Origin of the sequence: Dolichospermum compactum NIES-806 (genome assembly GCF_002368115.1) — a bacterium.
GTDB lineage: Bacteria > Cyanobacteriota > Cyanobacteriia > Cyanobacteriales > Nostocaceae > Dolichospermum > Dolichospermum compactum.
Genome location: NZ_AP018316.1, coordinates 3,763,202 through 3,785,256 on the forward strand (window position 1 = coordinate 3,763,202; position 22,055 = coordinate 3,785,256).

A 22,055-nucleotide genomic window follows, 5' to 3' on the forward strand; every position below is an offset into this window, starting at 1 on the left:
TTTTCATGAAAATTGATTCACAATTTGTCAGGTATTATTGATATCTTTCTTCTATTCTACAACTGTATTTGATTATTGTCAGAATCAGGATTTACGGTTACTGAGCGAAGTCGAAGTACAAGATTAGAAGATGAACAGGATTTCCTTATCTTCACATCTTACCTATTCTTCAATCCTGTAAATCCTTAAATCTTGGAAATCCTGATTCAGACAAAATGGAAAATGTGTGCTATACTGAATCAAGACACCAAAATCCGCTTTTTGTAGAAAAAAATATTTTCCGCCTAACGGCGGTGGGTTAAGAAGGGAAAAGAAAAAAAGAGAAGAGGGCAAAAGAGCAAGAGTGTAAAGGGCTACTAAGTCATCGCCGCACTAAAACAGACAACGCGAAAACCGATATTGAAGGACCTGTTATCGCGGTAGGAGTTGTCGCGGATGGCAGAACGGCAGTTTTCAGGATTGCCGTACCACGAAGCACCGCGCAGCGTCTTTATATTGCTTTGACTAATTAAAGCACTGCCATTTATAGGCGCGTTTATATAATTTTCTTGCCAATCATCTTGACACCATTCCCAAACATTCCCGTGCATATCGTACAAACCAAAAGCGTTACAGGGAAAAGTTCCTACATCTGTGGTTTGTTGGCGATATTGACCTTTGGGTGCAGAAGCATAAGTATAATTACCATCATAATTTACCAAATCAGGGGTAACACTTTCACCAAAATAAAATGGTGTGGTAGTTCCGGCTCTACAAGCATACTCCCATTCGGCTTCGCTGGGTAATCTGTATTTTTTTCCTGTTTTTTGACTTAACTTTTCACAAAAAGCAACTGCATCATTCCAACTCACATTTTCAACTGGGCGGTTATTGCCTTTGAAATAAGCAGGATTATCTCCCATAATAGCTTGATACTGCGCCTGTGTCAATTCGTATTTACCCATACAGAAACTCGGAACAGTCACTTGGTGTTGGGGACTTTCATTTAAACGTCGTTGTGCTTCATTTGCGGGTGAACCCATGATAAATTTTCCCCCTGGGATTTCCACCATTTCTAAGAAAACACCGTTTCCTAAGTCTTCTGTGAAGTATTTTGCACTGGCGTTGCGGCGGTTGGTGATGCTTCCAGTTGCGTCTGTGGTGACAACTTCAAAACTGAAGGTTTGAAGTGGGGGAGTGGTAATTTCTGGAGTTGGTTCTGGTGTTGGAGTATTTGGAGAAGTTGTATTTTGTGGGGTTGGTTTTGGAGATGTTGTAGGTTCTGGTGTTGGAGTATTTGGAGAAGTTGTAATTTTTGGTGTTGAGGTTTGATTTTTATTTCCAGAAAATAAATTTTGTCCTACAACTGCGATAACAGCACCACCAACCACTAAACTCACTGTTTGGATAAAATCTCGACGAGTTGTATTTTTCTGCTTCTGAGAAATTGGTTTCGGTTGATATTTAATAGGTTGAGGTTGTAGTTGAGGTTTTGGAGGTGGTGGTTGTAAAGCTTTTTCTATTTTCGCTATCCTTTGTAAAATCTCTTGGGTATTTTGAGGACGACCCTTATATAAAGTTTGCATCATCTCATCTAGCAAATCTGCCAACATTTTTGATATTTGCGGTGCATAATTACGCCAATTTAATGTCGCATGATAAGAATCATACATTTCTTGATCAAGTGGTTCTTTACCCGTGAGTAAATAAACAAATGTCCGTCCTAAAGCAAAGAAATCAGATTGCTTTACAGCGTTACCAGTCAATTGTTCCGAAGGTGTGTAACCGGGAGAATTAAATCCGGTAACTCCACCTTGCTGAATCATGACTGTGTTTGTCACCTCTCTAACCGTGCCAAAATCAATTAATACTAGTTGAGTATCTCCAACCCTCAACATGACGTTAGATGGTTTGATATCTCGGTGAAAAAAGTTTTTATTATGGACTTGTTCTAAAATAATCAGTAAATCTTTCAACCATTCTATTGCTGTAGTTTGATTAATGGGACGCAAACTATTTTTTTTCATATACTCATGTAAGTTTTCTCCCTCAATCTTTTCCATTACGAAACAATGAATTGGGGTTTTGCTGTTGCGAGAATAATGTTCAAAATAAGCGCCTGGTTCTACTTTGGGAATACTCGGATGATTAAGTTGACTTAAAACTTCGGCTTCTTGTTTAAATGCTTCTATGGCTTTCTGGCTATTATTAGTTAAGACTTTGAGAACTTTGGTTTTATTGGTTCTGACTTCATTGATTTCAAATGTATCACCAAAACCACCACCTCCCAGTCTAACTACTACCCGATAGCGGTTTTGTAGCAACAACCCTGAACCACAGGTTTCACAAAAGAGGAGATTATCTGGATTTTGCGGCTTTGAGCAGCTAGGATTGATGCACAGGCTCATAATCTTGGTAAGTAGCACATTTATCCGATATTCTACCTTGATTTACGGAAAATAAATATGTCTGAATCAGGATTTCCAGGATTTGAGGATTTTCAGGATATATTGTCAAGCTGCGTTGATAGCCATAGCTTATCATAGAAAATATATATATATATATATATATCTTATTCCAATTTAACAACAGAGACTCAGAGGAGGAAAGGGAGTATGGAAGAGTTATTAATGTTAAAAGAATTATTGCATGAAGGGAAAGTTTTAGAAGCTTTGGATTTGGTGGAAGAGTTGGAGGAAATGAGTAAGTCTGATAAGTTAAATAAGATTTTTAGTTATGGGATTATTTTGTTATTGCATTTGATTAAACAAGGGGCTGAAAAACGTTCTACTCGTTCTTGGGAAACTTCTATTTTTAATTCTGTTAAGCAAATTCAACGCACTAATCAACGTCCCAAGGGTAAGGGTTTTTATTTGCAGGAGGATGAATTATTAGAAACTTTACAAGATGCTTACGAATCGGCTTTAAGAAAGGCTGCTTTGGAGGCTTTTGAAGGCAGGTATACAGCAGATGAATTAGGGAATTTTGTTAATCAAGATGAGGTAATTCAGGAAGCTATGGATTTGATTTTGGGAGGAGAGAATTAAAGCAGCTAATAAAAAGTGTTGTCATGAACTGCGAGGACGTTCAGGCATTTTTAAGTCATATAAAAATAAATACAGAATTTCTAGTGGTGACATTGGGGAAGCATGAATCATTAAGTCATCATTACCTGGATGTAAATGAAATCGTTTTCCTTGATTGTCATTATTGTGTTCTGGTAAATTTAGATCAAATCGTAAAAATTTAGTTGGGTTATCTTCTAAAAATCTAATCTCAAAGTCAAAAGCAATAATTTCAGCAGGTTTAATATTTTCATCCACTAAAATTGCAAAATCAAACCAGCAACCATCAAATCTTTCAAAATGGGGAATTTCTTTAAGTCGCTTAAAGTTTCTTTGTCCTCCAGTTATTTCAATAAGTCCTTTACTCTTTGGTGTCTTTTTGAGTAGTTCATGAATTTTAGAATAATATTCTTTGTTTAAAAGCTTATCATCACAGGCTTTTGTTAAACACCTCAAAATCTCACTTCGCAAGAAGTTAGCACTTTTCATCGAAGTTCATTTTAATCTACAATTTGTTGAATTAATGGTTTCATGGCTGGATGAACTGCATAACGTAGTTTTGGATATCTATATTCAAGAATTACTCGTCTTACTAATAATCTTAAATCTTCATCAGTTCTAGGAATAAATGTTCCTGTTTGGAGAATTTGCTTAATAATTTTCAGTTCATTATCTGATATACCAAGTAATTGATTTCTACCAGTTGAATCAACAGCTTTTAAAACTTGTTGTTCTTGTACTTTATCTTCACCTGATAGATATGTTTCCTCAATGGAGGCTTGTGTCAGGGTAATAAAGTCTCGTAAAACCCCACCAGAAAAGTGAATCAAAGCTTTAATTGCTGATTCTTCTATAAAATCTTTTGATGAGCGAGTTTGAATAATTTTCTCAAAAAAATTATAAGCTTCTGGATCATTTTCGACATCAAAAAATGGCTGATAGCATAAATAGTCTAAACTTTTATCAACTGTATCATGATAATCACCATAAATTGCAGTTAATGACCCTATTAATACTACACCAATACCAGAAGACGATATTGATTTTGCATCTGAATACACAACCTGCATAAATGCTTTAGCATCATCAAGTTTATCTAATCCATCAAATAGAAGAACCAGATTTACGTAATTTTTAAATGTAGCTTTAGCTAATTTACTTACCGTTTCTACTAACTGTAAGCTGATTCCATATCCTTCTGTTTTCTTGGGAATAATACCTTTGACAGCGATATACTGTCCTCCATCATCGTAGAAGTCATCGTAGGGATCATATTCTGTTGTATAACCATGTGCCAGATTACGAATTAACTTGATAGATTCTATAACATTTTTGTCCTGACTATCTTTTATAAGTTTAGCAAGTTCTAATCCAGTGATCGCAGTTAAAACACCAGTGGTTATTTTAGAAATATCTGTATATCGGCTAACGTCTACATATATTGCATGGATATCTTCTATTTCATTAATTTGTTGACAAGCAACTAATAATTGAGTTGTTTTCCCAGATCCAATACCTCCTAAAAGAAGATGTGAAGATGACGGACGCAAAGCTATACGATTTGAGATATTGTCTACAAGTAATTTTCCTGGTGCGTGGACATAATAACCACTTTCAATTGCTTCTGATGGATTTGCTGCACCCTCAAAAGCTGCCATTCTTTCTCTAAAAAGCTTTAGTCGGTTTGACATATAACTTAAACTCTCTGTTTACGAAATTGTGCGTATTGTGAGAAATAGCTGAATATCTTTAATGACTATTATAAATATATAACAGTTCTATTTCTCACAACTCACTATTAAAACCGTCCATTTCCCTGAACAATATGCTTCACCGTTGTCAATGTTTCCAAACTAATAAATCCCCTGCGATGTCCTTTTTGATTGGACATTCCTAAAAACACAGCCTCTCCCCGTGAGGAGTGACGGGAAAAACGAGGGGAAGCATTGATGTAGGTGGAGGCACTATTTACTCCTAATGCAAATTGGCGACTTTCTTGGTAGGATTCTGTGACAATACTATCGGCATGACTGCTACTATATTGATTAATCCAAGCGATCGCACTTTCTAAACTATCTACTAACTTAAAAGCTACTGTTTTGGTTAAATACGGTGTTCCCCATTCTTCATCTTTGGCTAATTGCAATTGGGGAAATGCTCCAACTAATTCTGCATCTCCTTTAAGTTGAAAACCTTTTTCTTTTAAACTACTCCACAGCACTGATAAGGAAGATGGTAAAGCTTGACGATGCACTAAAACTTTTTCAATGGCATTGACTTGATCTGGTTCGCTTTCATGGCTATCCATAATCATCCAGCGAATCATTTCTAAGCTACTATTTACTGACCAATACAGATAACAATTACCCATTGCTGATTTTAACACTGGGCAGGTTGCTTGTCTGACTACCTGTTGAATTAAACTGGAACGTCCATAGGGAATAACTAAACTTAAATACTGATCTTGGGTAACTAAGTCTCGCACTGAAGCACCATGTTCAGCGGTGATTAATTCTACACAACCTGCGGGTAATCCGACTTTGGTAATGGCTGTTTGCAGGGCGTTAGCGATCGCTGTATTAGAATTACTAGCTTCCGTACTACCTTTAAGAATAATACTATTGCCAGTTTTTATGCAAAAACCAGCAGCGATCGCCCCCAAATCCGGGAAAGCCTCATAAATAAAGGCAATCACCCCCAAAGGCATCAGTTGAGTATAACTTTGGGAGTCTTCCTGTTGATAATCAGCAGTTCTCACCCGGCGTAAAGGATCAGATAATTCCCCCAATCGTTGCAGAATTTTAATAGTATTCTCCAACCGAAAGGGAGTTAGCTTCAACCAGTCCAAAATTAATTCGGGAACTGCCATTTCTCGACTTGCTTCTAAATCCAGAGTATTAGCTTCGAGAATTTCATCAAAATCACTTTCTATCGCTTGTGCCATTGCTAACACAGCGCGACTCCTATCTATCCCCTTCGTCGTTCCCAATTTTAGGGAAGCCTGGAAAGCGCGGTTAGCGCTTGTCATCGGTTCGGGGTAATCATCAATCACTTCACCTGTCATGGAGTTAACGTCTGTAAGTAAGCCAGACCATTAGTGCTGGCAGAATTACCAATAGCACTGCTACAATTGCCCAAGCTATGATGTTGGAACTATTAGCCAATCGTAGAGCTAATGGTAGCCATATAATCACTAACACAAAAATAATGCTGAGTGCTATTGGTAAATAGTTTTGTCCTAATCGGGGTTGAACAATTTGCCAATTATTGCCTTTCCAGCGCCAAGCACGTTTGTAAGGATAAGTAGTAGAAAGTTGTTCCAATACATACCCATTTTCTTCGACTACAAAAATCTGCTGACAGCGATCGCATCCAAACGCTTCTGTGAGTGTAATAGGAATTAAATGTCCATTGCGACGACAAGGACAAGCGTATTCCGTATTTAAGTCAATTTTATCTGGTTTTTGAGGTTGCACAAGCGAGATAAATAACTTGGGCGGTTTTTTACATTATTCCCCAATTTTCCTGAAAATCAGTATGGGAAACCTTGAAATTGCGTCTAATAATATAGCTGGGAAAGTTTTCTCACAAACTCCCAAACTGAATATCCATCATTTACAAATTTAGTGGTGATGGAATATCTTTACTGTTATTTTAATATATCAACTTTAACTAGAAAGCGGGTGATGGGATTCGAACCCACGACATCAACCTTGGCAAGGTTGCGCTCTACCACTGAGCTACACCCGCGAACTCACCAATAAAACTATTATTTCAGATTTATTCTCAGTTGTCAACCCCTTAGCTAAACTTTTTTTTCAGTTGTCAGTGGCAAGAATTTTTAACCAATTACCCATTACCTATTACCCATTACCCATCACCCAATTAACCTGCTAAATTCGGGCGTAATTGCCGCATGAGACTAGCCATTTCTATAGCATTCATAGCGTACTCCCAACCATGATTACTCTTGATGCCGGCTCGTTCTAGGGCTTGCTGCATGGTATCTGTGGTTAAAATGCCGAAAATTACAGGTACACCTGTTTGGAAACTAGCCGCAGCAACACCTTTAGAAACTTCTGAGGATACATAATCAAAATGCGGTGTTTGTCCTTTAATGACTGCGCCGAGGCAAATTATGGCATCATAACGGCCAGACATTGCCAACTGACGGGCCACATTGGCAACTTCAAAACTACCAGGAACCCATACATAATCTACTTGCTGTCCTTCGGGGTCAGGATCTATACCATGACGCTTTAAGCAGTCTTTACATCCTTCTACTAATTTTAAGGTGACAAGATCATTGAAGCGAGCGATGATCAATGCAAAGCGCAAAGACTCGGTGTGCTGAAAATTTCCTTCAAAAACTGCCATAACTGCCTCTAAATAAATTTAGAATAACTGCTTTACCAATATAGTTTTCTGCAATGAAAATAGAAGAGCAGGAAAGCACAATCAGGAAAAAGTTGTTGAGAAAACAATCAATACCTTCGCAAAATTGAAAAAAGCCTGATTAGTAGGTTGGGTTGACGTAAGGAAACCCGACAAATGCTTTTGGTTGCGCTGTTGCTTAACCCAACCTACAAAAAATGGCGAAGATATTGAAAAAAGAAAGTTTTTTCTTTTTGACTCTTTACCTGAGCTTTTTTGCTCTTAAAAGTGTGTATGGTATGCCATAGTGAATATTTAAAGCATTCAACTAAACCACAAAAAAGTTTAATATACCAACTAACACGACTAAAGCCGCCCAAATTCCTGAACCAACCCAGAGTAGTTTTTTAGATTCTACCCAGTTTTGAGGAGTAGCGTAAACAACAGGTACACCAATCACAAGCACGAAGGAGAACAGGACTAATGATATTAAAGCGATTTGAAATACTATGCTCATTTTGTTTTTCCCAACATAACTAAATCTTAGTTTTCCCGAAACTGTGCTGTATAAACAGTTTAGGGTTTTCAGGGAACCTTATGAACTCACAAGGCATCGCCTGGTCAATTAATATTTTACGTCTGGTTTGTAACAGTTGCTCACTTCTGATCTTCCAATCTGTTTTTTCTTTCGCTGATTGGGGACTGGCGATCGCTGATGGGGAAAATGATTAAGATAGAAATAGGATTTACGCATTGACAAGATTCCCCAAATATGTAACGTAAATTTTATCCCTTGTAGGGTGCGTCAGACACGATATTTTGACAAAAAAACAGATTCCCTCTATCTGACGTGGTTGGTGAGCTTGCCGAACCACACCCTACTCAATAAGTTATTCCCAAAGCCGAAAACGACGCAATTTCGTTCATTCATATCATGGTAAATTAGTGAGCGTGCGTAAGTCCTAGTATATTTACTTTATAGGGAAAGAATTTTCTTCTTTCTCCTGATAGCGCAGCGTGGCGTTAGCCATACTCCTGAACTCCTTAACTCCTGACTCCTGACTCCTATCTTAAAATATATGGATTTAATTATTTGTCACACAACTGCGGATTTTGACGCTTTGGGGGCAGCGGTAGGGTTAACTTGTCTCAAACCAGGGAGTAAAATTGTCTTGACTGGGGGCGCACATCCCCCCGTGCGGGACTTTTTGGCGTTACACCGTGATGAGTATCCGTTGATTGAAAGACGTTCTGTAAATCCTGAAAATATTCGCTCTTTAATGGTTGTGGATACTCAAAAGCGCGATCGCTTGGGTAAGGCCGCTATCTGGTTTGATTTACCCAGTGTCCAGGAAGTTATCGTTTACGATCATCATTTTGGACAAGATAGAGACATTCCCAGTACCCAATTATATATTGACGAAGTAGGTGCTACAACTACTTTAATTGTAGAAGAATTGCAAAAAAATAATATTGCTTTAAATTCTGCCCAAGCAACCGTAATGGCTTTGGGTATTCATGTGGATACAGGTTCATTAACCTATAAACAATCTACAGCCAGAGACGCTTTAGCTTTAGCTTGGTTAATGCAGCAAGGAGCAAATTTATCAGTAATTTCTACCTATCGAGATCCTGGTTTATCACCACAATTACAACAGTTATTAAGTACAGCTTTAGAGAATTTACAATATCTTTGTTTGCGGGGATATACCATAGCTTGGGTTACACTAAAAACCGATGGTTTTGTCCCCGGTTTATCAGGTTTAGCTACGGAAATCATTGACTTAACAGAAACCGATGCTGTACTGTTGGCAAATGAATATCCTTTAGGTGAAGATGATTGGCGATTCACAGTAATTGGGAGAACAAAAATTCCCCAAACAAATCTTAATTCCTTATTTCAACCTCATGGTGGTGGAGGACATTCTCAAGCTGCATCTCTTAATCTGCGTACCACAGATTCCCAACAAATTTTACAAGAATTATTAGATAGTTTAAAAGCCCAAATTCCCCATCCTCCCACAGCTAGAGATTTGATGTCTTCGCCAGTGCGGACAATTCGCCCTGATACTACTATAGCTGAAGCCCAACGGATTTTATTGCGTTATGGACATTCAGGTTTATCTGTAGTTAATAACCAAGATTTATTAATCGGAATTATTTCCCGTCGGGATTTAGATATTGCTTTACATCATGGGTTTAGTCATGCACCAGTTAAAGGTTATATGACAGGTAATTTAAAGACAATTACCCCTGATACTTCTTTACCAGAAATTGAGTCTTTAATGGTGACTTATGATATTGGTAGATTACCAGTATTAGATCATGGGCAATTAGTGGGTATTGTCACCCGCACCGATATTTTAAGAGAATTACATCAATTAACCATTCAAAATATAGAATTAACACCTGATAATTATTCTCGAAATTTAGGACTCAATACTGAATTAGAAAAACGTCTCACTCCTCAGCTTTGGCGATTACTCACTATCGCATCTCAAGAAGCAGAAAAACGCGGTTGGCATCTTTATTTAGTAGGTGGTGCAGTTCGAGATTTGCTATTAGCAGAAGCGGAAACTCGCAACTTGATGATTAATGATATTGATTTAGTAGTTGATGGTTTTCATCAAACCGCAGATGTGGGTGCAGGTGTAGAACTAGCTAAAGCCTTACAGCAAATTTATCAAAATGCGAGATTAGAAATTCATGGTGCTTTTCAAACTGCGGCTTTATTATGGCATAAAGATTTAGTATTAGACTCATTATGGGTAGATATTGCCACAGCAAGAACCGAGTTTTATCCTTATCCAGCAGCTAATCCAGAAGTTGAAGCTAGTTCTATTCGGCAAGATTTATATAGGCGAGATTTTACGATTAATGCAATGGCTTTGCGGTTAACTTCTCCCCGTGCTGGTGAATTGTTAGATTTCTTTGGTGGTTTTATAGATTTAGAAAATCAGCAAGTTCGGATTTTACACCCTAATAGTTTTATTGAAGATCCAACTCGGATTTATCGCGGAGTACGGTTTGCAGTGCGGTTTGGATTTTCCCTAGAACCACAAACAGAAACTTATATTCGTTATGCGATAAATAGCGGAGTTTATGATCGAACAAGTCAGGAAAATAGTAAAACTCCAGCTTTGCAAACTCGGTTAAAAACTGAATTAAAATATATATTAGCAGCACCTTATTGGCAATCAGCTTTAGAATTGCTTGATAATTTAGGGGCTTTACAATGTATTCATTCTACTCTAAAGTTAGATGCAGAACTTTCTCGACAATTAAATTTATTAAAACACTGTTTAAGAAAATTTGACAAAAAACAAACTTTAATAAATTGGCAAATGCGTTTAGAAGTATTAATTGCCTATTTACAACCAGAATATCGGGGAAAAGTAGCTAAAAATCTGCAATTAACGGATGATAGTATTATTAGATTAGAAAAATTATTTACAGTTGAATCTGAGATAATTACATTATTACCGACTTTTGAAAAACCTAGTCAAACACTCTATTTACTTAGAAAATATGATTTGCAAACTTTAATCTTAATCGCTTTACAAAGTCCCCGCAAAATCAGAAGACGCATTTGGCAATATTTAACCAATTGGGGAAATATTCAACCCTTATTAAATGGGAATGATTTAAAAAAATTGGGTTATAAACCTAGTCCCCAATATAAGCAAATGCTTGATGATTTATTGACTGCTACTGTAGATGGTATAATTAAGGATAAAGCAGAAGCACAAGAATTTCTAACCAAGCATTATCCTCGGTAATTGATATTAAAAATATGAGGTTGATATGCAAATTCAAACATCTAGCAAATACTACACTCCAGAAGAATATTTAGAATTAGAAGAAAAATCAGAATTTAAAAATGAATATATAGACGGGGAAATTATACCAATGACTGGTGGAACTACAAATCATAATGAAATCGCAGGTAATTTTTATCTACATTTTAAATTAAAAATGCGGAATCAACATTACAAGATTTATATGGGTGATGTTAAATTATGGATACCACGTTATCAAATCTATACTTATCCAGATATTATGGTAATTCAAGGAGAACCAATATATCAAGGAACTGGAACTACTCAAGTAACAAATCCGTTAATGATTGTCGAAGTGTTATCTAAATCAACTATAAATTATGATAAAACCGACAAATTTAGATTTTATCGTTCTCTTCCTGAATTAAAAGAATATATTATGATTAACCAATATGAATGTTTTATTGAACAATTTGCCAAAAATGCCGAAGGACAATGGGTATTAACTGAATATGAATCAGTAAATGATATATTGTCTTTAAAATCAATAGATTTTCAAATCCCCTTCAGTGATATTTATGAAGGTGTAAATTTCCAGTAGGTTGGGTTGACGTATGTTACCCAACATTATTCAACGTAATTATTAAAGATTGTGTTGGGTTGCGCGATTCCTGCGGAGCGCTTCGCTATCGCTTAACCCAACCTACGTTTGATCGTAGATTAAATTGTATCAGGATCTATATTTAATTCTCTCAGTTTTGCTGCTAAACGTTCTGCGGTTTCTTCAGGGGTAAGCACTAGCTTTCCTTCTGGTGTGAAATAGCGCAATAATCCCTCATGAATTCCCAAATATAAATTTAATTGTTCACTCCATAAATGTCCTTTTTCATTTGCTTCTAGAGGTTGATATTTTCCATCTAATAAATGAAAACCTGCAAATTCTAGTGTATAAGGATCAAACCAAAAATAATCCGGTGTGCGGAAAGTATTTTGATAAAGTTCTTTTTTATATTCTTTATCTGTATTCGCTGTAGTTGGTGAGAGAATTTCTAAAATTACATTAGGATATTTACCGTCTTCATTCCAAACTACCCAACTTTTCCGAGTTTTGCGTTCTGTTCCCAACACAACAAAGAAATCTGGACCTCGGAAATATTCTGATTTTTTCTGATTAGGACTATAATAAATGGTGAGATTTCCCGCAGCATAGAAATCAGTTTTATCTTTCCACAACCATTCTAGACATTTGAAAAGGAGAATTATTTGTCTTAAATGTAGTTCTGTTTCCACGGGAGGTTCGTCACTATATAAATCACTCGGAGGAAAAATCACATCTTGAGAGATGTTTTCTTTACATTCTAATGCTTGAGTAATCATCATAATATGATACCAAGTAGTTATTTGTTGATTATAGCATCGAATTGCAAGATCCCCGACTTCTTTAAGAAGTCGGGGATCTGACTAAAACTCAACATTATTAAACCTGATTATTAAAACTTTTGTTGGGTTGCGTGATTCCTGCGGAGCGCTTCGCTATCGCTTAACCCAACCTACATTTGATTGTAGATTAAATTATATCAGGATCTATATTTAACTCCCGTAATTTTGCTGCTAAACGTTCTGATTTTCTCGCTTCCTTTTCGGCTCTTTTAGCTTGTATTTCTGCTCTTTGGGTTTCCTGTTCTGCGGTTTCTTCAGGGGTAAAAACTAACTTTCCTTCTGGTGTAAAATACCGCAATAATCCCTCATGAATTCCCAAATATAAATCTAATTGCTCACTCCATAAATGTCCTTTTTCATTTGCTTCTAGAGGTTGATATTTTCCATCTAATAAATGAAAACCTGCAAATTCTAGTGTATAAAGATCAAACCAAAAATAATCCGGTGTGCGGAAAGTATTTTGATAAAGTTCTTTTTTATATTCTTTATCTGTATTCGCTGTAGTTGGTGAGAGAATTTCTAAAATTACATTAGGATATTTACCGTCTTCATTCCAAACTACCCAACTTTTCCGAGTTTTGCGTTCTGTTCCTAGCACAACAAAGAAATCTGGACCTCGGAAATATTCTGATTTTTTCTGATTAGGACTATAATAAATGGTGAGATTTCCCGCAGCATAGAAATCAGTTTTATCTTTCCACAACCATTTGAGACATTTGATTAAGAGCATAATTTGCTCTAGATGTAGTTCTGTTTCCACGGGAGGTTCATCACTATATAAATCACTCGGAGGAAAAATCACATCTTGAGAGATGTTTTCTTTACATTCTAATGCTTGAGTAATCATCATGATATGATACCAAGTAGTTATTTATTGATTATAGCATTACGTAGGTTGGGTTGACGCAAGGAAACCCAACATTATAAGGGAAATGCCGAAAACCCTTGAAGATGTAGCTTCCTAAGTCAGCTACATCTGTGCTTTAGACTTTAAATCGCGTGTATATGACTGTGATTCACTTCGATATTAAAAATGGCAAAATTTGGTTACAACAGAATTTAACAGAAGAAAATCCCGCCGAAGATTTAGTAAAAATGGGTGTTCCCAGAGAAGATATCGTGTTGGGTTTACATCCTCCTTATAAACGTCCATATACAGATTATGGAGTGGCTTAGAGAAAGTCATTTATTTTCTGAATCAGGATTTTCAGGATTTAAGGATGTACAGGATTTTTGTTGGGATTTGGATTTATATGGGTAGATTTGCCGGATATGGGATTGCTGAATAAAATATTTGATGCTGAAAGTAATGTAATTCTATTTATGCTGATTCAGATATTTTTATCATCATTCCCAGAATTTTTATATACACAAAATTTGGTGATTGTCAAAAATATTTAATCTCTTCATCCTGTAAATCCTTAAATCCTGGACATCCTGATTCAGATATTTTCATTATTAGTTCATTAAAGCAGTTGTTGGGTTGCGCTGTCACTTAACCCAACCTACATTATTAAGCAGATTTTTGATTACTGCTACTTTCGATATGACGACGTAAAAGTTGATTAATAGCTGTTTGATAGTCTTTATTTTGGGTTTTAAACCAAGCTATGATATCAGGTTCTAATTGAATAACATTTTTGGCTTGTGCTGCGGGAATTTGCAAAGTTGCTTTTTCAAAAAACTCATCAGTTAATGGTGGAATATCAGAATAGTCAATGTCCTCATCTGACATTGAATCTAATGCTTGCCAATTAGTCCGTGAGATATTGTTCAAATTTTTTTCGTTCATAACGATTTGCCTTTCGTGCTGAAATAATTCTAATTACATTGCCTTGTTTTTCGGTCCAAACAACTACAGCGACTCCATTTCCTAAAAAACCAATACCAAACCATCTTTCTTCACCATAGTCAAAACGTTCATCTTCCTCAATCAGCATTGGACTTTCAAAGATTTTATAAACATCTTCAAAGTCAATCTGATGTTTACGGATATTTTCTAAATTTTTCGCTTCGTCCCACTCAAACTGCATCTCTGATAGTTCAAATTATTCTTCAATTATAATATACAGCTATCCTATTCAGCAAAAATCATTCATCCTATAAATCCTTAAATCCTGGTTATCCTGATTCAGACATTATTATTTTCATCATGTTAATTTTAGACTATGTTAATTTTAGACTACTTATTAAGATGTTGGGTCGCGCTGTCGCTTAACCCAACCTACAAGAATACATGATTATTCCATTTCTCTAATTATATTCATTGTTTCTACACTCACGGTACAGACTCTCATTAATAAATCTATCACCTGTTCTTTATAATCTGCGAAACGATAGGTATTGAATTTTTCCGCAATGGTTGGATCTTTTGGTTTCTTTTCTTTATATTGATCTAATATCCATTCTAACGCACAACGATTACCTAGCATATATTCCCACGCGATTTTCGGAATATTTTCTAATGTGGTGACATCATCTAAGATAATACTACCTTTGATTTTATCAGCTTTTAGTTTAGGTTTGGGTGTTTTTTGGTTGTCTTTTAAGGGAATATCAAGACGGGTTAGGTTATAAGGTGTAACTGTTTCATAGTTAATATGTAATTCCATGAGTTGTTTTCCCCAGTTAACCCATTTTCGGAAGTTTTCATAATATGGTAAGCGGGGAAAGTCGCGTTTGAGGTTGAGTTCGTATTTGCTGCGATAAGCTGGGTTATGTAGGACTGCGTAGGTATAATGAAAGATGTCTATTTTGGTAATTGTTTCATCTTGGTAATGGGTTTGAATTTGTTTTAGTCCCCAGTCGGTTATGTTATCAATGCGTTTTCCTTCTTTGTCATATTTATATAATGAAAATCCCTTAGTATCTCTTGAACCAAAACCATAATCATAAATTTGTTTAGTACATTGAACAACAAAAGGTACTTGTTTATGACAGGTTACAGAAATTATCAAATTATGATTTCTTAAATTTAATCCTAATAATTTATTATGTACAGAAGTTAAACGATCACTAAATAATACATCAGCATAATAGTAAACTTTAGTAAAAGGACGATATGATGACTCAATAATATTTTGTTTAATATGTTCTTGAGAAATAAAAGCCATTTTTTTTGATCGAAAACTAGCTTTTAAAGAATCACTCCATTTTATTGTTTCATCAAAATATTCACCAGTTTCATCTATTGTATTTAACGGGAAGTTCTCTATTTTCTGATTATAGAATGTACTTATATAATTTATTTTTTCCATCAATTTTATTTCATTATAATCATAAACCCATTCATCTCTTGCAGTTACAACCCCATTGGAAATAAAGGAAAAAATAGAGTTGATACCTTTTCTATTATCATCAATCAGAGGAGTTAAATCGTTGAAATTTGTATTAGATTTATTAATCCAATTATACTTATCGTCTGGACTAATATGTTCAAAAGATAATTTACTGAACTCATTGTGTACCAAGAAATTTAACTTTTCTTCTGCGATATCAAATTCTGGAAGACGAATATAGTATATTTTGCAAGGAAGATTCTTTTTATTATCCTGTCTTACCATAAAGCTAATAGCTACACCTGTTTGAATACCAAAGACATTATTTTTCATCCCTGATAATTTCGGATTACTTCTAACATCACCTCCTAAATCAATAATATAAACCTCACTAAAATCAGACTCAAGAACCTTTCTAAATCCATCAAAAGTTGTCTTGTCAATAAAGGAAGAATTTGTGATAAATGCTAATATACCATTATCTCCTAATCTATCCGTACCCCAGCGAATAAAACGAGTATACATATCATAAACTTTCGTTTTCTGAGCATTACTATGTTTTACATAACTTTCTTTAATCAACTTATCTATTGCTGGATAATCACGATTAGCATTATTATCGTTCTCATTTTGTTGATTTGCATTATAAGGAGGATTACCAATAATCACAGAAATAGTTCTATCATTCTGTCTTTTGATTCTCGCAGTATTCTCCACAGTCATAGCAAACAAATCCAATTGCTTACCCTCAAAAGAGGTATTATCCAAAGTATCCACAAAACAAATATTTTCAAACTCCTCATACACCCCCATTTTCTGCTTATAGGTAAATTCAATATTCAAATTTGCAATGTAATAAGGTAAAATAGCCACCTCATTACAATGAATCTCATGTTTATATTTGTGCTGTAAACTATGGGTTGGTAAATAATCAATTAACTCAGTAATAAAAGTCCCCGTTCCCGTCGCAGGATCTAAAATCTCTACATCTTTATCTGCTAACAACTTCCCAAAATGTTTATGTACTAAAAAATCTGTACTCTCTATCATGAACCGGACAATTTCATTGGGAGTATAGACAATTCCTAACCTATCCGCAGCTTTAGGATTATAAGCTTTATAAAAGTTCTCATACAACGCTTTGAGAAACTTCTGTTTTTCTTGATGATTAACGATATTAGCCGCAGTGCGTCTAATAACTGCATAATATCTTTCAATACTTCCTAAAGTATTTCTTTTTAAACTTCCAGTAAAAAAGGTGGAAATTACCCCTTGTAATTCCCGCGCTACGTTATTTTCTTGATGAAATTGTGACTCGCTAAATATATTAATAAAAATATCTTCTGTTAAAATATGTTGGATGATCATTTCCTGAATATCTAACAAGGTAATTTCAGGATTTATAGACTTTTGACAAATATTAAAAAACTTATCTCTGGCGGTTTCAAATAATATATTATTACCCTCTTGACATTTTATCAACTTTCTGAGAGAATCTAGTACAGTGGGTAAATCTTGCTTAAATATACTTATTGCTTCCCGAAAGTCCCGTACTTCAGGGCGGACATAATTAATAAAGTTATTAATAATACCATCTATTGCGTCAGCATCGCCCATAGTCACGCGCTGGGTTTCTTGTCCAGATTGAATTAAAACCGCAGTTTGAGAATCTTCAAATAGTATATTACTATCGGGATAACCTTTATTTAATTTCTTTTCTATTTCCTCGTCTAATTTGTCGTATTGGTCTTTACTTTCCCAATAACCCCAATCTAAGCGCAAAGCGTCTTTAATTGTGCCATCAGGATAAACAAGTTTACCATTGGGTAATCTATAATCTAATTCAGGAATCAGTAAAAAATCTCTAGGTTTACAATATTCGTTTAACAGGTTTTGGAAAGCGACGCGAATGGATGTTTCTTTGCGAGAACCACCATATTGAATGATTTTTTCTACTTCGGCTTGATATTGTGTCACCAGGAGTCTAGACATAGCTGCACCACAACATTTAAATATATTTGTATTTTTAGGTTTTTATACTGGCTCTGTAATTTGATTTAAGTTAATATCCTCAATCAAAGGAATATTTAACCCTAAACGTAAACGTAAAGCCAACCAATCACTAAGTGCTTCTTTTAACTCGCGCCGACAACCTTCTAAGGTTTTATAATTTGCCCATACTCCCTGCAAACCTGGAATTTCACCCCAATAAGTACCATCATCTTCAATAATTTCATAAACTGCTAATTCCATTGCTTTATCAATGTAACTTGCCAGCATTTTTACTATTTCCTGTTAAAAAGTAAATATTTCTTATGTTACAGCAGTTTTCATCTATTTAAACGATATTCTGAATAAGTCTATTTATTATCCACCAGGCTACTAGAAGTCGCGGAACCACACAGACGAAACCCACCTTCGTGGGTTTAAAGGCCTTGAATTTGCATTAGTCCACCCAGACGAAACCCACCTATTCCTTCGGTCCCGTAAGGGATACGTGGGTTTAAAAGCCTTGAATTTGCATTAGTCCACGCAGGTGGACTTTGTTTGTGTAGTCGTGATTTATAATCGCCGGAAATTTTTCAAACATCCTCTGACGAGAGACACCTGTTTAGAGTGGTTGTATTTCACCAACTGAGAAAACTTTCAGATAGAAGCATGACGGCCTATATACAGGTTATAATTCTTTTTGCGGAGCAACTTTACAAAAATTTATGAGTAATCCCCTTGTGCAAGCCTTTTTCGTAGGCAGAGCAGTAGCTGAAGTGATTAATGAGCGTGTAGAAGTCGCCTTGACTGATGCTTTGAGTGAATTAGGCAAATTTGATGCTGAAGCTAAAGAGCAACTACGCCAGTTTACAGAAGAAGTGATGGCACGAGCTAATCGGGCTGCAGAATCGTCTGCAACTGGAACAACTACAGGTAATAGTTCATCTGGGGGAGATTCAGTAGACTTACAGACTGAAATTGACGAATTAAGGGCAGAAATTGCTCTATTAAGAAGTGAATTGCAGAAGCATCGTAATGCTGCAAAATAGGTAATAGGTAATGGGTAATGGGTAATGGGTAATAGAAAAATATTCTCCCTGCCCCCCCTCACAAGGGTAGGTTTTTAATATTGTCTGTGAAGGCAAGACTGGGAAGACTTGGAGGGAACGTAGACAAGGAAGAGTTTATACGCACAATAGTCTTTTAACGGTGTGTTATTGTTGCCAAAAAACATCATCCTGTAGGGTTTTCCTCCCTTGTCACCTTGTCCACCTTGTCGCCCAAGTCTTGCCCTCACCAGAATGTAAAAAACCTACATCTGTCAGCCCTGCCCCCCTGCCTCCTGCCTCCGTAACAACCCGACGGTATAAGAAAAATATGGAACAAGGTTACTCAGACAAAGCATACCGTTGGAATCGGGAAGAATACTCTAGCAAACGCCGCTTTGTGGATATTTGGTCTTTTGTCTTGACCTTGATGTTCAAAATTTGGCGCTATAACAAGGCTTGGAGTTACCCCGGTGGTGTAACAGAAGCCAAGCAAGCAGCTAGACGCAAAGCCCAAGCAATCTGGATTAAAACGACGTTTTTAGATTTGGGTCCGACTTTTATTAAGATTGGACAATTGTTTTCAACTCGTGCGGATATTTTCTCTGCTGAATATGTGGAGGAGTTATCTAAGTTACAAGATAGAGTCCCGGCATTTAGTTATGAACAGGTAGAAGGGATTATTGAGCAGGAATTAGGGAAGAAAATTTCCGTCCTGTTCCAAGATTTTGAACCTGTTCCCTTGGCTGCTGCTAGTTTGGGTCAAGTCCATAAGGCTATTTTGTATACTGGTGAATCAGTGGTTGTCAAGGTGCAACGCCCTGGACTCAAAAAGCTGTTTGAAATTGATTTAGGCATTCTTAAAGGTATTGCTCGCTATTTTCAAAACCATCCCAAATGGGGACGGGGGAGAGATTGGATGGGTATATATGAAGAATGTTGTCGGATTCTCTGGGAAGAAATTGATTATCTGAATGAAGGACGCAACGCCGATACTTTTCGCCGGAATTTCCGTATTTATGATTGGGTAAAAGTACCGAGAGTTTATTGGCGTTATGCTACCTCTAGAGTGATTACTTTGGAGTATGTGCCGGGGATTAAAGTTAGTCAATATGATGCTTTAGATGCAGCGGGTGTGGATAGAAAAGCGATCGCTCGTTACGGCGCACAAGCATATCTACATCAACTTCTTAACAATGGTTTCTTCCACGCTGACCCTCACCCTGGTAATCTGGCAGTTAGTCCCGACGGGGCTTTGATTTTCTACGACTTCGGGATGATGGGAACAATTAAATCCAATGTCCGCGAAGGATTAATGGAAACTTTATTTGGCATCGCCCAAAAAGATGGCGACCGTGTGGTAAAATCTCTAGTTGGTTTAGGAGCGATCGCCCCAGTTGAAGACATGGGACCTGTCCGTCGTTCAGTCCAGTTTATGCTGGATAACTTCATGGATAAGCCCTTTGAAAACCAATCTGTGGCAGCCATCAGTGAAGACCTGTATGAACTCGCTTATGATCAACCATTTAGGTTTCCAGCAACCTTTACCTTCGTCATGCGGGCTTTTTCTACCCTTGAAGGAGTTGGTAAAGGTTTAGATCCAGAATTTAACTTTATGGAAGTTGCCCAGCCTTACGCAATGCAGCTTATGACAAATAACAGTATTTCTGAGGGGAATAGCTTCTTGAATGAATTAAGCCGTCAAGCAGTCCAAGTCAGTAGCACTGCTTTAGGATTACCACGAAGATTAGAAGATACCCTAGATAAAATAGAACGTGGGGATATTCGACTAAGAGTTCGCTCCGTAGAAACTGAACGCCTGATACGGCGACAGGGTAATATTCAACTGGGAATAAGCTATGCTCTTATTATCAGTGGTTTTACAATTGCTGCCACAATTCTCCTAGTTAGCCATTATGTATGGTTAGCAAGTCTGATTGGTCTAATTGCCGCATCAGTTTCATTCATGCTGGTTCGCTTGCTTTTACGCCTCGACCGTTATGATCGGATGTATTAATTAATTGTTCACCAAAAATCTATGAAACTTGAATCTACCGGTTGTACAGATCGGGGGCGTATTCGTGCTTATAATCAAGATTCCTACTATATTGATCCCGCAGGGCGATTCTTTATAGTCGCTGACGGGATGGGTGGTCATGCAGGAGGAGAAGAAGCCAGTCGCATCGCTACCGAAGAAATTCGTTCATATCTAGACAAAAATTGGCAATCCCCCCAATCTTCCTCGGAAATTTTAGAACAAGCTTTATCCACCGCCAATCAAGCCATAGTTAAAGACCAGCAAAATCATCCCGAACGTGCTGATATGGGAACAACAGCCGTAGTCATCATGATTCGTCCAGATGAATTACCTGTATGTGGTCATGTTGGCGATTCCCGTCTTTACCGTCTGCGAAAATCACAATTAGAACAAATTACAGAAGACCATACCTGGATCGCCAAAGCCCTGAAAATTGGCGACATTACTGCTGATGAAGCCAGAGTTCATCCCTATCGCCACGTTTTATCTAGTTGTTTAGGCAGAGAAGACCTCCATCACATTGATATTCAACCAATAACTCTAGAACAGGGCGATCGCCTACTTCTCTGTAGTGATGGACTTACAGAAGAACTCATAGATCAGAAAATCTTTGAATACATCAAGGACGCACCTAATTTAGAACAAGCTGCTCATAACCTAGTTGAAGCCGCTAAAGAAAAAGGTGGACACGATAATATTACCGTCGTCCTCGTGTCTGTAGAAAACTAATATAGCGGTATGCACTTGCATGAGATACATCATAGCCCCCTCATCGCTTGCGGGGAGGGGGTTGGGGTTGGGGTTCTTGTATCTCACTCAATCGAGAACCGCTATAGGAGTCAGGAGTCAGGAGTTTAGGAGTATGGCTAACGCCACGCTGCGCTATCAGGAGAAAGAAGAAAATTCTTTCCCTATTACCTATTACCTGTCACCTGTCACCTTCCCCCTGCCTGTTCCCTAAAAAAAGTAAATATACTTAACAATTTGTTCAAATTGAGCATTTTTTATATTAGTAATTTGATAAAAATATTTTTAATCTCCAAAAATTACCACAGGAGCTTAAATTT

General features: G+C 36.7%; 20 protein-coding genes, 1 tRNA gene and 1 pseudogene. 8 read left to right on the plus strand and 14 right to left on the minus strand.

Going from position 1 to position 22,055, the window contains the following annotated elements; genetic code table 11:
* Positions 1-356: 356 nt before the first annotated feature.
* Positions 357-2,387, minus strand: coding sequence for a bifunctional serine/threonine-protein kinase/formylglycine-generating enzyme family protein (locus tag CA730_RS17800; RefSeq protein ID WP_096669306.1), 2,031 nt, complete (start codon positions 2,385-2,387; stop codon positions 357-359).
* A 207-nt stretch (positions 2,388-2,594) separates the two neighbouring features.
* On the opposite strand from CA730_RS17800, the gene CA730_RS17805 reads away from it, so the two are divergent.
* Complete coding sequence (locus CA730_RS17805; RefSeq protein ID WP_096669308.1) at positions 2,595-3,026, plus strand: DUF29 family protein; 432 nt, start codon at positions 2,595-2,597, stop codon at positions 3,024-3,026.
* 21 nt (positions 3,027-3,047) lie between these two features.
* Here CA730_RS17805 and CA730_RS17810 read toward each other — a convergent pair whose 3' ends face one another.
* From CA730_RS17810 to psbZ, 7 genes are all read right to left on the minus strand, one after another.
* Positions 3,048-3,533, minus strand: coding sequence for a hypothetical protein (locus CA730_RS17810; protein WP_096669310.1), 486 nt, complete (start codon positions 3,531-3,533; stop codon positions 3,048-3,050).
* An 11-nt stretch (positions 3,534-3,544) separates the two neighbouring features.
* The gene (locus CA730_RS17815; RefSeq protein ID WP_157750018.1) at positions 3,545-4,735 is read right to left on the minus strand and encodes a hypothetical protein; all 1,191 of its coding nucleotides are present in this window, start codon (positions 4,733-4,735) and stop codon (positions 3,545-3,547) included.
* A gap of 107 nt (positions 4,736-4,842) precedes the next feature.
* Complete coding sequence (locus CA730_RS17820; RefSeq protein WP_096669314.1) at positions 4,843-6,108, minus strand: glutamate-5-semialdehyde dehydrogenase; 1,266 nt, start codon at positions 6,106-6,108, stop codon at positions 4,843-4,845.
* Positions 6,109-6,112: 4 nt separating this feature from the next.
* Positions 6,113-6,520, minus strand: coding sequence for a hypothetical protein (locus CA730_RS17825; protein WP_096669316.1), 408 nt, complete (start codon positions 6,518-6,520; stop codon positions 6,113-6,115).
* 202 nt (positions 6,521-6,722) lie between these two features.
* Positions 6,723-6,794: transfer RNA gene (locus CA730_RS17830), tRNA-Gly, on the minus strand.
* Positions 6,795-6,929: 135 nt separating this feature from the next.
* Complete coding sequence (gene ribH / locus CA730_RS17835) at positions 6,930-7,421, minus strand: 6,7-dimethyl-8-ribityllumazine synthase (protein ID WP_096669318.1); 492 nt, start codon at positions 7,419-7,421, stop codon at positions 6,930-6,932.
* 325 nt (positions 7,422-7,746) lie between these two features.
* Complete coding sequence (gene psbZ / locus CA730_RS17840) at positions 7,747-7,935, minus strand: photosystem II reaction center protein PsbZ (protein ID WP_096669320.1); 189 nt, start codon at positions 7,933-7,935, stop codon at positions 7,747-7,749.
* 80 nt (positions 7,936-8,015) lie between these two features.
* Here psbZ and CA730_RS26135 point away from each other — a divergent pair, with 80 nt between their 5' ends.
* The 3 genes from CA730_RS26135 (at position 8,016) to CA730_RS17850 (ending at position 11,798) form a co-directional block, all read left to right on the plus strand.
* Complete coding sequence (locus tag CA730_RS26135) at positions 8,016-8,150, plus strand: hypothetical protein (RefSeq protein ID WP_269076481.1); 135 nt, start codon at positions 8,016-8,018, stop codon at positions 8,148-8,150.
* A gap of 347 nt (positions 8,151-8,497) precedes the next feature.
* Positions 8,498-11,197, plus strand: a complete 2,700-nt coding sequence (locus tag CA730_RS17845; protein ID WP_096669322.1) for a CBS domain-containing protein — start codon at positions 8,498-8,500, stop codon at positions 11,195-11,197.
* A 25-nt stretch (positions 11,198-11,222) separates the two neighbouring features.
* Positions 11,223-11,798 carry a Uma2 family endonuclease gene (locus CA730_RS17850; protein ID WP_096669324.1) on the plus strand — a complete coding sequence of 192 codons (576 nt, stop codon included), beginning with the start codon at positions 11,223-11,225 and terminating at the stop codon, positions 11,796-11,798.
* A gap of 119 nt (positions 11,799-11,917) precedes the next feature.
* Here CA730_RS17850 and CA730_RS17855 read toward each other — a convergent pair whose 3' ends face one another.
* Positions 11,918-12,577, minus strand: a complete 660-nt coding sequence (locus CA730_RS17855; RefSeq protein ID WP_096669326.1) for a Uma2 family endonuclease — start codon at positions 12,575-12,577, stop codon at positions 11,918-11,920.
* Between the two features lie 187 nt (positions 12,578-12,764).
* Positions 12,765-13,487: a Uma2 family endonuclease gene (locus CA730_RS17860; RefSeq protein ID WP_096669328.1), complete on the minus strand. Its 723-nt coding sequence runs from the start codon at positions 13,485-13,487 to the stop codon at positions 12,765-12,767.
* A gap of 140 nt (positions 13,488-13,627) precedes the next feature.
* On the opposite strand from CA730_RS17860, the pseudogene CA730_RS17865 reads away from it, so the two are divergent.
* A pseudogene (locus CA730_RS17865) lies at positions 13,628-13,813 on the plus strand (element excision factor XisI family protein); the annotation flags it as partial.
* Between the two features lie 337 nt (positions 13,814-14,150).
* Here the strand turns inward: CA730_RS17865 and CA730_RS17870 are convergent.
* The 4 genes from CA730_RS17870 to CA730_RS17885 all read right to left on the minus strand — a co-directional run bounded on the left by CA730_RS17870 (position 14,151) and on the right by CA730_RS17885 (position 18,195).
* Positions 14,151-14,414: a BrnA antitoxin family protein gene (locus tag CA730_RS17870; RefSeq protein WP_231939873.1), complete on the minus strand. Its 264-nt coding sequence runs from the start codon at positions 14,412-14,414 to the stop codon at positions 14,151-14,153.
* Complete coding sequence (locus CA730_RS17875; protein ID WP_096669332.1) at positions 14,392-14,670, minus strand: BrnT family toxin; 279 nt, start codon at positions 14,668-14,670, stop codon at positions 14,392-14,394. Before CA730_RS17875 ends, CA730_RS17870 begins: the two co-directional genes overlap by 23 nt.
* Before the next feature lie 207 nt (positions 14,671-14,877).
* On the minus strand, positions 14,878-17,907 hold the full coding sequence (locus tag CA730_RS17880; RefSeq protein WP_096669334.1) for a type ISP restriction/modification enzyme: 3,030 nt from the start codon (positions 17,905-17,907) through the stop codon (positions 14,878-14,880).
* 42 nt (positions 17,908-17,949) lie between these two features.
* Positions 17,950-18,195, minus strand: coding sequence for a type II toxin-antitoxin system HicB family antitoxin (locus tag CA730_RS17885; RefSeq protein ID WP_027402125.1), 246 nt, complete (start codon positions 18,193-18,195; stop codon positions 17,950-17,952).
* Positions 18,196-18,629: 434 nt separating this feature from the next.
* Here CA730_RS17885 and CA730_RS17890 point away from each other — a divergent pair, with 434 nt between their 5' ends.
* The 3 genes from CA730_RS17890 (at position 18,630) to CA730_RS17900 (ending at position 21,717) form a co-directional block, all read left to right on the plus strand.
* On the plus strand, positions 18,630-18,953 hold the full coding sequence (locus CA730_RS17890; protein ID WP_096669336.1) for a DUF6825 family protein: 324 nt from the start codon (positions 18,630-18,632) through the stop codon (positions 18,951-18,953).
* Positions 18,954-19,281: 328 nt separating this feature from the next.
* The gene (locus CA730_RS17895) at positions 19,282-20,967 is read left to right on the plus strand and encodes an ABC1 kinase family protein (protein ID WP_096669337.1); all 1,686 of its coding nucleotides are present in this window, start codon (positions 19,282-19,284) and stop codon (positions 20,965-20,967) included.
* A gap of 21 nt (positions 20,968-20,988) precedes the next feature.
* Complete coding sequence (locus CA730_RS17900; protein ID WP_096669339.1) at positions 20,989-21,717, plus strand: Stp1/IreP family PP2C-type Ser/Thr phosphatase; 729 nt, start codon at positions 20,989-20,991, stop codon at positions 21,715-21,717.
* Positions 21,718-22,055: the final 338 nt, after the last annotated feature.

What these genes read in the sequence shown, in the direction of transcription:
- CA730_RS26135 (WP_269076481.1), top strand. Translation starts at nt 8,016, where the DNA reads ATGAACTCACAAGGCATCGCCTGGTCAATTAATATTTTACGTCTGGTT.
- CA730_RS17805 (WP_096669308.1), top strand. Translation starts at nt 2,595, where the DNA reads ATGGAAGAGTTATTAATGTTAAAAGAATTATTGCATGAAGGGAAAGTT.
- ribH (WP_096669318.1), bottom strand. Translation starts at nt 7,421, where the DNA reads ATGGCAGTTTTTGAAGGAAATTTTCAGCACACCGAGTCTTTGCGCTTT.
- CA730_RS17850 (WP_096669324.1), top strand. Translation starts at nt 11,223, where the DNA reads ATGCAAATTCAAACATCTAGCAAATACTACACTCCAGAAGAATATTTA.
- CA730_RS17880 (WP_096669334.1), bottom strand. Translation starts at nt 17,907, where the DNA reads ATGTCTAGACTCCTGGTGACACAATATCAAGCCGAAGTAGAAAAAATC.
- CA730_RS17895 (WP_096669337.1), top strand. Translation starts at nt 19,282, where the DNA reads ATGGAACAAGGTTACTCAGACAAAGCATACCGTTGGAATCGGGAAGAA.
- CA730_RS17885 (WP_027402125.1), bottom strand. Translation starts at nt 18,195, where the DNA reads ATGCTGGCAAGTTACATTGATAAAGCAATGGAATTAGCAGTTTATGAA.
- CA730_RS17875 (WP_096669332.1), bottom strand. Translation starts at nt 14,670, where the DNA reads ATGCAGTTTGAGTGGGACGAAGCGAAAAATTTAGAAAATATCCGTAAA.
- CA730_RS17815 (WP_157750018.1), bottom strand. Translation starts at nt 4,735, where the DNA reads ATGTCAAACCGACTAAAGCTTTTTAGAGAAAGAATGGCAGCTTTTGAG.
- CA730_RS17890 (WP_096669336.1), top strand. Translation starts at nt 18,630, where the DNA reads ATGAGTAATCCCCTTGTGCAAGCCTTTTTCGTAGGCAGAGCAGTAGCT.
- CA730_RS17855 (WP_096669326.1), bottom strand. Translation starts at nt 12,577, where the DNA reads ATGATGATTACTCAAGCATTAGAATGTAAAGAAAACATCTCTCAAGAT.
- CA730_RS17800 (WP_096669306.1), bottom strand. Translation starts at nt 2,387, where the DNA reads ATGAGCCTGTGCATCAATCCTAGCTGCTCAAAGCCGCAAAATCCAGAT.
- CA730_RS17845 (WP_096669322.1), top strand. Translation starts at nt 8,498, where the DNA reads ATGGATTTAATTATTTGTCACACAACTGCGGATTTTGACGCTTTGGGG.
- CA730_RS17810 (WP_096669310.1), bottom strand. Translation starts at nt 3,533, where the DNA reads ATGAAAAGTGCTAACTTCTTGCGAAGTGAGATTTTGAGGTGTTTAACA.
- CA730_RS17860 (WP_096669328.1), bottom strand. Translation starts at nt 13,487, where the DNA reads ATGATGATTACTCAAGCATTAGAATGTAAAGAAAACATCTCTCAAGAT.
- psbZ (WP_096669320.1), bottom strand. Translation starts at nt 7,935, where the DNA reads ATGAGCATAGTATTTCAAATCGCTTTAATATCATTAGTCCTGTTCTCC.
- CA730_RS17900 (WP_096669339.1), top strand. Translation starts at nt 20,989, where the DNA reads ATGAAACTTGAATCTACCGGTTGTACAGATCGGGGGCGTATTCGTGCT.
- CA730_RS17820 (WP_096669314.1), bottom strand. Translation starts at nt 6,108, where the DNA reads ATGACAGGTGAAGTGATTGATGATTACCCCGAACCGATGACAAGCGCT.